7 protein-coding genes are annotated in these 10647 nt (G+C 60.9%); all 7 read right to left on the bottom strand.

The features are described from left to right. Positions 1-9 precede the first annotated feature (9 nt). The 7 genes from KZO24_RS29020 to KZO24_RS28990 all read right to left on the bottom strand — a co-directional run bounded on the left by KZO24_RS29020 (position 10) and on the right by KZO24_RS28990 (position 10616). The gene (locus tag KZO24_RS29020; protein WP_486488441.1) at positions 10-705 is read right to left on the bottom strand and encodes a hypothetical protein; all 696 of its coding nucleotides are present in this window, start codon (positions 703-705) and stop codon (positions 10-12) included. Continuing rightward, complete coding sequence (locus KZO24_RS29015; RefSeq protein ID WP_486487836.1) at positions 588-2876, bottom strand: TonB-dependent receptor domain-containing protein; 2289 nt, start codon at positions 2874-2876, stop codon at positions 588-590. Before KZO24_RS29015 ends, KZO24_RS29020 begins: the two co-directional genes overlap by 118 nt. A 735-nt stretch (positions 2877-3611) precedes the next feature. Further along, positions 3612-4697, bottom strand: a complete 1086-nt coding sequence (locus tag KZO24_RS29010) for an ROK family transcriptional regulator (RefSeq protein WP_486487835.1) — start codon at positions 4695-4697, stop codon at positions 3612-3614. A gap of 956 nt (positions 4698-5653) precedes the next feature. After that, positions 5654-6607 (bottom strand): 2-phospho-L-lactate transferase, encoded by a 954-nt coding sequence (gene cofD / locus KZO24_RS29005; RefSeq protein WP_486487834.1) that lies wholly within the window; start codon positions 6605-6607, stop codon positions 5654-5656. Beyond that, positions 6604-7338 (bottom strand): coenzyme F420-0:L-glutamate ligase, encoded by a 735-nt coding sequence (gene cofE, locus KZO24_RS29000; RefSeq protein WP_486487833.1) that lies wholly within the window; start codon positions 7336-7338, stop codon positions 6604-6606. The genes cofD and cofE overlap by 4 nt, the downstream gene beginning before the upstream one ends. Before the next feature lie 346 nt (positions 7339-7684). Beyond that, positions 7685-8377: a helix-turn-helix domain-containing protein gene (locus KZO24_RS28995; protein ID WP_486487832.1), complete on the bottom strand. Its 693-nt coding sequence runs from the start codon at positions 8375-8377 to the stop codon at positions 7685-7687. Between the two features lie 187 nt (positions 8378-8564). Next, complete coding sequence (locus tag KZO24_RS28990; RefSeq protein WP_486488440.1) at positions 8565-10616, bottom strand: ATP-binding protein; 2052 nt, start codon at positions 10614-10616, stop codon at positions 8565-8567. Positions 10617-10647 lie beyond the last annotated feature (31 nt).

The raw sequence follows: 10647 nt of genomic DNA, 5'->3' as shown, positions 1-10647 counted from the left end.
GCGGCATTTTCAGAAATTGACGTTGATGCTGGCCCGCACGGTCCTGCCGAACAGCGGCCGCCCCAGCCCGCGGTTGCGGGTGCCATCCGGCGAATAGAGGTCGAAGAACACCGGATCGCTCTCGGTGAATGAGAGCTGGTTCGTGAGATTGGCCACGTTGAGCTGCGCGAAGATGTTCTCGGTGATCGCCACGGCAGCGCCCGCATTGATGATGTAGTAGGACTGCAGCTGCGTCACATTGAAATCGGTCGATTCCGAGTACCGCTTTCCATAATAGAACCCCTGGGCGAAGATCGAGACGGGGACACCGGTGGTCGGCTTGAAGTCGAACGAGGGCCGGAAGTTGACCATGATTGTGGGCAGCCGGCGGGGCCTGCGGCCGTCCTCACCCACGTCGACGAAACGGTAGCCGGTAAGAACGTTCTGCGCGTCTCTGACTTCCTGGGTGATCGTGTAGTTGGCATCGCGGATCTTGGGGTCCTGAACCACGAAATTACCGCGCAGTTCGAGACCTTCTAGCGCGGCCGGACGCCAGGCAAGCTCGATCTCGGTTCCGAAGTTACGAATGCCGCGGCGATAGCGTTCAGCTATTTCCGGGCACTGATTGATTTGGACGACGCCTCCGGGTGCGGGAGCGCAGGTGGCAGCCTCAAAATCCCTGTAGACGTTGACGAATTCGCGCGGTTTGAAGTTGTTGTAAAACACGGCCACCGATGCGTCGAATTGCGTGTCGAAGTAGCGCACTCCCCTTCCAACTGCAGGATCCGTTCCACAGGGTCCGCATCGACGGCCGCGCCGTTCACGATGACATTGTTGCTGAGGCCAAGATCGTTTGCGTCCTGCAGGCTTGGCAGGCGGAACGAAGTGGATACCAGTCCATAGACCGCCAAGGCATTCGTCAGCGAGTAATTGCCGCCGACGGACCATCCAAAGGCGTCATAAGTGCCCGCGAAGAGCCGATCTGCGCCCGGCAGAGCCACTTCGTCATCGGCGGTCGTGTCACCGGTCGAGCCCACAACCGTTCCCGCAGGTGTCAAGTTGGTGATGACGGTGCGGTCGCGGCGGACCAGATTAATCCTGCGGCTTTCGTATCGAGCTCCGAAATCGAGTTTCAGTTTTCCGCCGAGGGTCTCCCAGTGGTCAAGGAAATAAGCGGCGAGATTACGCGACTTGGATTTCGTGACGAAGCCGCCGAGGCTTTCGACGATTGCCCCGCCGCTGGTAAGAGATGGCCCGACCTGATTGCCGGCCGCATCAACGACGTTGAGGTCGACAAGATGGGGCTCCGGACCCACGTCGGATACAAGCAGGCTCTGCTGGAAATTGACGTCCCAGTTATAGCGCGCTCCATAGACGCCGGTCGTGAGCTGGTGCGTGCCGAACAGATCAAGGGATTTCTTGGCCTGCAGATCGAGTGATCCGCTTTTTGCCTTGGTCCGCGCAATGAAAGGAATGAGGAAGTTCAGGTAATCGGATCCGGCGACCTCGCTGCCGTCGTTGCGCCGGATGGCGGTGACCCGCGAGAACTTACCGTAGCGGTCTATGAAATCCTGTTGGCTGATGTCGGCGAATGCCGCACAGGCGTTCGCTGGAAGATTGAAGTATCCGACGAGCTTTGCGTTCTGCAGGTTGCAGGATCGCGCCGCGTTATACGCCGGATTGATGACATCGTTCTGCAACCGCACATTCAGGAAGTTAGCGGCGGTCGATGTGTCGTTGCCCGTGAAGAGGCCATTAAAACCATTGCTGCCCTGGGTGTAGCGCAGGCCCGCGGAGAACTTCCAGCCGGAATCCAGTTCCTTCGATCCCTTGAGGGTAAAGATTCCAAATTCCGGATGGATGCCGTCCGCGAAATCGACGTCGCGCGAGCCATATTCGCCGATCTGGGTGAAATGGCGATTGTACTTCGAGGCGAACGTACCGCTTCCAAAGTCGATTCCCAGGGGCTCGATCGTCTTCTGATCGAGTTTGATGGGATTCTCGGCGGTTCCGGGTCCGTCCACACGGGGCACCGTGAAGGGAATGTTCTGATAAAAGGCGGTGCGATCGTTGATATAGAGCCCTTGCACCTGAAGCATAGTACTGTCGTCGTCGCTTCGATAGACGAGGTTCGCTCGAATTTGACCGCCGTTGTCGGCTGTGTAGCCGGTATCGCGGATGCCCTTGGAGAAACGGTAGAAACCGCCGAGCGCAAACGTGGCGTTTTTGGTGATCGGCCCGGAAATGAATGCATCATTGCGGACAAATCCGTAATCGGCGACTTCGAGCTTGTATCCGCCCTTCAACTCCTGAGTGCCCTCCCGCGTCACATAGTTGACCGTCGCGCCCAGGCCGTTGGAATAAAGGATGCCGCCTGGACCGCCTTTCACCACTTCGACGCGGTCGGTCATGAGATCGGTCCGGATGAACACGTCATTGTTCATGAACGGGACTTCGGGCTCTTCGTACACCGGCAGCCCGTCAATCAGCTGCGGCGCATAGCGGTAGCCGCCTGTCACTGGCAATCCGCGGACGGTGATGTTGTTGCTAGCTTCGCCGGCGGTGCTACCTTCGGTGTAGATACCCGGGATGTTCGCCAGAAGATCGGCAGTACTGATCGGCGCCAGACGCGTAATGTCATTAGCACTGATGGTGTTGATGGAAAAGGTCGCATCCAGCTTCTTGGTGCCTTCGGTAACGCCCGTGACAACGATTTCGCCGCCGTCAACGGTATCCGGGGCTCCGGAAGATGTGATGTCGGGCTCGCCGGGAGCCCTCGTGGGTGAAGCCGTCTGACTTTTGTTGTCGCCCGTGCCAGCGCTTTGCGCCTGCGCCGTGCCGCAAGCGACAAACACCATCACCGAACACGATACCAGGAAAATGGATTTGGCCTTCATGCTCTCTCTCCCCGCGCATAGCGCCTCAACCCGCCATATTTGGCGTAACATGACTACATCTATTAAGGTGATTTAGTCCTGTCAATCGTTTGTAACGGCTCCGGCAAACAACTTTGAGCCGTTTGGGTAGCCCCAGCCATCAACGAGAAAACACCAGACGTGAGGTCTTCGCGCTCGAAGTACCGGGGACGCGCACCTTCATGCTTATTTCACGGGAGTTCGGCGATCCGCCCTTGCGCCGCTTTGCTCATGTGTATCGGCGGCCCACCGCACCCAGATTGCAAGAAATGCCGTTTCGGGAGGCAGGCACCGGGGCGGAGGTGTTGAAAGAGTTTGCCAGACACTCCGCCTCCGGTGGCGTTCTCCAAGGCCGAAGCGGTCCAGCGCCAACGGGTGGATAATGATCTGGCGGTCGGCGTGGCGGCCAGATGGGGGTTCACCGAAAGCACGACCGTTTCTGCATGTCCGCTGTTTGGCATCACCTTGCAATCGCGAGGCGATACGTCGGCCGGCGACATTGCTTAGCGTGCGGCCCCATGATCGTTGCGTTTCCAAGTCGCAATTGACGACCGCGCCAGCGCCAGCTTACGATCTGGACGGGATACGACGATAGTAAGTCGTCAGGCGCGGACATGCGGCCAACCGATTGCCCGATACCTCCAGCCCGAACATGCGCAGACGTGGAAGTACCTGACGGCTCAGGGCACGCGCGTCATCGCAGAGGCGCAGGATGTCTCACGGCTTCTTGCTCTTCAACAGCGACTTGAGATTGGGCGAGTACGTTGCGTGCAGCGGCAGCAGTCCCGCACCGATGGCGGCGGCATCGGGACCCATATGACCCCGTACGATCCTGGGCTTGAAGAAGTCCGGCGGACAATCGTTTTCAATCCGGTCGCCGATCTTGGAAAGCAGCGATTCAAGAGCCGGCACGGCGAGTGCGCCTCCGATTAAGATCGCGTCCAGATCGAGCAAACTGTTCGCACCCAGTATGGCGAATGCCAGAGCGTCGGCACATTCATTCAGCCACGTCTCGGGCACGAGCGGCTCGTCCGCCCGTTCGGCATGCTCGAATTGATAGAGCGATGCACGATGGAGGAGGAAATCGTGCCCTGCACCGGTTCCTTTCGGAACCGGCATGGAGGCGAGGGCGGCGGCATTGCCGTTCCTGCCCTCTTCCAGCTGTCCGCGCAGGACCAAACCTCCGCCCACGAAGGTGCCGATGTGGAAATAGAGAAAGTTATCGATGCCGGCGCCCTCGCCGCAGAGCATTTCAGCAAGCGCAGCCGAGTTCCCGTCATTTTCGAACATCACCGGCGCATTTAGGTTGGATTTGAAGAAATCCTCCAGGTCCGGGTTTTCCCAGGCGCGTCCTTGCTCAGACGTAAGGCCGATTTCGGTGCGCCATTCACCAATGAACCACGGCATCGCGATGCCGAAACCGACAAAAGACGCCTGCTGCTGAGGGCTCATGGCACCGAGCGCTTCTGCCGAAAACGCCTGGATCTGCTGCAAGACCGCTAGCGGGTCCGGGAAATTGACCCGACTGCTCCGGGTGGCGAGGACATCTCCGTTGAAATTCAGCAGCGCGCACACGAGCCTCGTTCGACCTATCTCGACCCCGACGGTATATCCGTTATCCCCGTTGATCTTGTAGATCGTGGATGGCTGGCCCATGCCCCCCTTCCGCTTGCCGAACTGAACGAGCAATCCGGATGCCTCGAGATCCTCGACGATCCGCACGGCCGCCTGAGGAGACAGGCCGGTAGCCTTGGCAAGATCCGCCTTGGAAGCGCCGTCCCGGCGACGTATGATCGAGAGCATCAGGCGTTCATTATAGCGTCGAACACCGTTAGCGTTGCTTCCAAGTAACATCGTTATCGTCAACTCCTGGACGCCCAACTGTGTGTCGCGCCCTTGGCTGTAGCCGAGTTGAGACGTGGCGTCACGATCGAGGGCATTGCGAGCGCAAGGAAATTCGCGACCTAAAGCAAGCCATTGTCTCCCATGAAGGCTCTGCAGACCTGCGTTTCGAAGCGCCTAGGACACCTTGACGAAGCGCTTAAAAATGGATTTCTGCATGCGACTGCGTGGCGCCATGGGGTATGGACGCTCGGCCGCCCCCTCATTTGAATATGTACCTACAGCTCGGATAAGGCTTTCCGCCTTTTCATTCCCGGAATGCTCGATAGCCGCAGGTCAAAGAAATGCCGTGCGGTGACCATCGCCAAAACCACGGTGGAGTGAGGTCCGGCAAAACCACCGTCCAGCGCGCGCCGTGCAGCCGCCTGATATTGCCGCTTGACACACTAAATAACATCAGTAGATTTAGTCGTCGGTAGCGTCGGCGATCCCAAAAAGCGGGAGCGGTCCAACGAGACATGCGACCGCTAGATCTCTGCCGCGCGCTCGTGGCCAGTGTCCCTCCTCTCAATGGCACCGGCCACGGGCACCCTCGGCAAGTCCAGCGGTAATGAAGGCGCCTTGGCGCACACGAAAGCTCCGGAGGCGATCGCCCGCGCCGGCAATGTCCGTAATCCCAGGCCGATCAGACGGCAGTTTGTAGAGGCCAGGGCAAAACGAAGGCCTGAGTTCAACTGAGTAGCGATTGAGTTCGGTTCGGGCAGCTGCTGGCGATGGTCAAAGTGGTTTGTCCCGAGGAGCGCTAGCAGCTTCATTTGATCCTGCTTGACACCGGTCCTGCGGCTGCTGGAACCATCGAAAGCGTCATGATGGATCGTCGCTGCGTGGCATCAATGGGTCGTCATCGCGAGCCATGGTCATCCTGTTTCGATACGGGCTGCGGTCAGTGCTAAGCGCGCAAGCCGCTCCCGAACCTCGGCATCGCACATGACTGTTCCCGTAACGGTGACGCAAAGCCCGCGCGCCTGCAAGTCCCCCGCATCGGCCGCGTCGGCCTCGTCGATGACCAAATGGTCGAGAAGATCGCCGTAGTGATCGGCGATCGAGGCGTTGCTCACCGGCCTACCGAGTTCGCCCAGCAGCTTGGCGAGCGGGCCCTTGAGCGAGGTTCCTCCCACCAGCGGCGAGACCGCCACCAACGGCACCTTGCGCGCTGCCAGTGCCTCCCGAACGCCATTGACAGCGAGGATCGGATCGACGCTGAGGTACGGATTCGAGGGACATACGACGATCGCGCCCAGATCCTCTCGCGCCAGCGCGGCGGCGAACGCGGGCGACATCGCGGCGCCGGGCGATCCCTCGAAACGCACCCCTGTCGCGACCGGGCGGCACTGCTCGGCCACGAAGTAGCGCTGGAAGTCGAGCCACCCCTCAGCCGTCTCGACCTGCGTGCGCAGGGGCGCATCGCTCATCGGAACTATCGCGTGCGCGATACCGAGATTGCGGGTCAGCCGGGCGGTCACTTGCGAGAGCGTTTCGCCCTCGCGTAGCCGCCATGAACGGGCGATGTGCATCCCCATATCGCGGTCGCCGAGGTTGAACCAGTCCACCTCGCCGATGCCTCGCAGCATCGCCATCGCCTGCCACGTCTCGTCCTTCACGCCCCAGCCGCGCACGGTGTCGTTGAGACCCGCCAGCGCATAGGTCACGGAATCGATATCGGGGCAGATCGTCAGGCCGAGGTGCTCGAAATCGTCGCCGGTGTTGACGACCACGGTCAGGTCCTCAGGCGCAAGAACTGCCGCGAGCCCTGCCGCCAGCTTGGCGCCGCCGACCCCGCCCGAGAGCGCCAATACGTGCTTTCCGCTCATCGAAACATGTCCTGTTCTATCGGGCGCAAGCCGCTCGCCGCGCCCGGTCCGTCTTCCGTCGAGGTCCAGCGCCCGGCGCCGCGTACCAGCGCCACGGGGGTCCCCTCGTCGCCCTCGCCCATCGCCAGCGCCGCCATCGCCGCGACCGAGTCCGCGATGGCGATCACGGTGGCCTGCAGGGTGCGGCCGAAGAGGTCGACCGCCCTGCCCCGCCGGTCCTCGACCACGGCGAGACCCGCACAGCCGATCGCGGTGCCGACCGTACCGATCCGCCAGGCGCGGCCCATAGAATCCGCGATGACGACTGCGACGTCGGCCCCGCTCGCCTCGCGCAGATCGGCCCGGATCGCGCGCGCCGAGGCATCGGGATCGACCGGCCAGAGCAGCACTGTCCCGGTGTCGCCGCCCTCGACATTGCTGGCGTCGATGCCCGCATTGGCGAGGACGTGACCGGTCCGGTGCCGCGCGATGATCGCGGCGGGGTGTGGGCGCATGATCTCGGCGCTTTCGTCGAGGATTGCCTGCGCCATCTCCGGCTCGCGCCCGGTGGCCGCGGCGAGATCGCGGGCGGCATCGCCAGGCGTGAGATCGGCAAGCTCAACTGTCCGACCCTCGCTCTTTGAGACTATCTTCTGCGCGATCACGCAGATATCGCCGTCGCGGAAGGCGTCCCCGCTGGCGGCCAGCGCGGTGCAAATAGCTTGCGCTATGGACATTCCGGGGGCGAACATGGGCAGTCCGGCGAGGGCGCGGACATTAACGATCAAATTTGATTTTGTCACAGATCCATTATGCCAAATTCTCGATATAACGGGGCGACATACAATTTACTAAAAAAGCGGGGATTACGACGCGGCTTACGCTGTTGAAGGTCAAACCACCAAATATAATTTTCCCGCTGTTCAACAACGTGCATCGTCCGTTCCATTTGATGTGCCGCGTCAGTCTTGTCGGCGCCAGCAAACTCGAGCTCTGTCTTGCGGGCAATGCCATGGCAAGGGCGTCATTATTTTTCCCCGATAGGTAAAACTTCGTTGATTTTAGAGCGAAGCATGTCCGCGACGGATTGAGCGTATTCTAGCCGCGTGTCTTGGTATAGGGCCGCGATCGCAAGGGGTGCTTGCCAACTGTGGGCGGAAGCAAAGTTGCGGTCGCTCGCCATTTGTGGCCGAGGCCGGAATCTCCGATAGCCCAGCCTGCTACCTCGGCTTTCTTAACTTCAGCACACAGCGCGCTGTATATGAAAGTTTCGCCTTGCTTGGCTTCTGCCTTCAATCGCCATAGTAGCTTTTCATAGTGGTCCGCGCCAAGTGATGCCATTAGTACGTACCCGATTGCGGAGGACTGCAGCGGTGTTTGTGCGCCCAACAATGCACAAAACCCTCCGGGCTCATTTGCCGAGTAGTTCGGCCCGTTTACGAGTTGATAAAGTTGGGCATTCTGGTTGCAAATGCCGTAAAGGCCTATCGCGGTGCCAAGTTCCGCCGCGCAGTCCTCCATAAGTTTGAATAGCATGCCGCTTGCTATGTACTTAGGTTGCGAAGCAAGCCCTAACGCAGCCAATCGCGGGGTAGCTGAATAGGTGCGAGAAGGGAGATCTCGCGCTAGAATACCCATGTCTACCAGGACGTTCAGCGTTTCTGACATTGTCGACTGTGGTATGTCGAGTTTTCGAACCAGCTCCATAACGGAGGCTGTTTGGCTATTGCTCGCAAAATGCTCGATCACCTTAATTGTCTTGAAGACAGCTTTCCCTTTCACGCGTGTCATCCCGTCTTCCTTGCTTGGCGCATACAAGGCGCCATCTCATAGCTTTCAAATTTGGTTAAACTTAGCCAAAAGCGCACGAAATCCCCCTACATCTCGTTATTTGTACTGCGTTCGTCGCTCTCTGGCTCGATTTGTAATTGTTCTCTTCCGTACTTCTTTAGAAATGACCTTGTCGGTCTACATCCCGCTAACCCATTTCGAGGATGATCGCGTCGACGCGCAGGCTCTCGCCGGCCTTGGCGTTGACGGTCTTGACCGTGCCCGACTTTTCGGCGCGCAGGATGTTCTCCATCTTCATGGCCTCCACCACGGCGAGCGGCTGTCCGGCCTCGACCTTGTCACCCTCGGCGACGTTGAGCGAGACGAGCAGGCCGGGCATCGGACAGATCAGGAAGCGCGAGAGATCGGGCGCGACCTTTTCGATCATGTGCTGCGTCAGCCCGGCGATGCGCGTGGGCAGGCACTCGACCTTGTGAATGGCGCCGCGCGTGGTCATCCTGAAGCCGGTGCGGGTCGTTTCCAGCTTGAGGATCAGCTCCTCGCCGTCGACCTCGGCTTCCACGAAGCGGTCGCCCGGCGTGTATTCGAGTTCAAGCTCGACCTCCTCGCCGTTCACCGTCAGCAGGTCCTCGTCGAGTTCGACCTCGAACACCGCGCCGTCGATGGTGACGGTCCATTCGCCCGGAGGATCGAGCGGGGTGCCGAGCTGGCCCTCGACCCGGCGCGAGCGATCGGCGCGCGCGGTGGCGACGAAAGCGGCGACGGCGGCGAGCTTGACCTTGAGGTCGTCCGACGCGGGCGCGCCGTGGAAGCCGTCCGGGTATTCCTCGGCGATGAAGCCGGTGGTCAGCTCGCCCGAGCGGAAGCGCGGGTGCTGCATGATGGCCGAGACGAAATCGATGTTGTGGCCCAGACCCTCGATCTCGAAAGCGTCGAGCGCGGCGACCTGCTTGTCGGCGGCCTCGTCACGCGTCTCGCCCCAGGTGATGAGCTTGGCGATCATCGGATCGTAGAACATCGAGACTTCGCCGCCTTCGTAGACGCCGTCATCAACACGCACGCCGTCGATGCCGCGGCGGCCGTTGCCCTGCTCGTCCTCGGTCCAGCCTTCGACCGGCGGGTTGTAGCGCGACAGGCGCCCGGTGGAGGGCAGGAAGCCGCGATAGGGGTCTTCTGCGTAAACGCGGTTCTCGATGGCCCAGCCCTCGATCTTCACGTCGTCCTGCGTCATTGCCAGCGGCTCGCCGGCGGCGACGCGGATCATCTGCTCGACCAAGTCGATGCCGGTGATCGCCTCGGTGACGGGGTGCTCCACCTGCAGGCGGGTGTTCATCTCGAGGAAGTAGAAGCTCTCGCCCGTCGGGTCGGCGCCCGAGACGATCAGTTCCACGGTGCCGGCCGAGTAGTAGCCGACCGCGCGCGACAGGGCGACGCACTGCTCGCCCATGGCCTTGCGCATCTTGTCGGTGACGAAGGGCGACGGCGCTTCCTCGACCACCTTCTGGTGGCGGCGCTGGATCGAGCACTCGCGCTCGTTCAGGTAAAGAATGTTGCCGTGCTTGTCGCCGAGGATCTGGATCTCGATGTGGCGCGGGTTGAGGATGAACTTCTCGATGAAGACGCGGTCGTCCCCGAAGGAGTTCAGGCCCTCGCGCTTGGTGGCCTCGAAGCCCTCGCGGACGTCCTTCTCGTCGTAGGCGAGGCGCATGCCCTTGCCGCCGCCGCCGGCAGACGCCTTCATCATCACCGGGTAGCCGATCTCGGCCGAGATGCGCACGGCATGCTCGGTATCCTCGATCTCGCCGACGAAGCCGGGGACGACGTTGACGCCGGCCGCCTTGGCGAGCTTCTTGGACTCGATCTTGTCGCCCATCGCCGCAATCGCGTTCACGGGAGGTCCGATGAACTCGATGCCCTCGGCGGCGAGCGCCTCGGCGAATGAGGTGCGCTCGGACAGGAAGCCGTAGCCGGGGTGGACCGCTTCGGCGCCGGTCTGCTTGCAGGCGGCGATGATCTTGTCGGCGATCAGGTACGACTGCGCGGCGGGAGCCGGGCCGATGTGGACCGCCTCATCGGCCATCTGCACGAAAGGCGCACGGGCGTCGGCGTCGGAATAGACGGCGACCGTCTGGATGCCCATGCGGCGCGCGGTCTTGATGACACGGCAGGCGATCTCGCCCCGGTTTGCGATCAGGATTTTTTGAACACTAGAGGCTCCAGCGCTTGATAGACTTCGCAGTCAGGAAATAGCCATTAACATCAATTAGGAT

The organism is Novosphingobium sp. NFX11 (assembly GCF_057376415.1).
This window is presented reverse-complemented; position numbering and strand designations above follow the sequence as displayed.

Coding starts and splice junctions, on each gene's coding strand:
- KZO24_RS28995 (WP_486487832.1), bottom strand. CDS start 8,377: ATGACACGCGTGAAAGGGAAAGCTGTCTTCAAGACAATTAAGGTGATC.
- cofD (WP_486487834.1), bottom strand. CDS start 6,607: ATGAGCGGAAAGCACGTATTGGCGCTCTCGGGCGGGGTCGGCGGCGCC.
- cofE (WP_486487833.1), bottom strand. CDS start 7,338: ATGTTCGCCCCCGGAATGTCCATAGCGCAAGCTATTTGCACCGCGCTG.
- KZO24_RS29015 (WP_486487836.1), bottom strand. CDS start 2,876: ATGAAGGCCAAATCCATTTTCCTGGTATCGTGTTCGGTGATGGTGTTT.
- KZO24_RS29010 (WP_486487835.1), bottom strand. CDS start 4,697: ATGCTCTCGATCATACGTCGCCGGGACGGCGCTTCCAAGGCGGATCTT.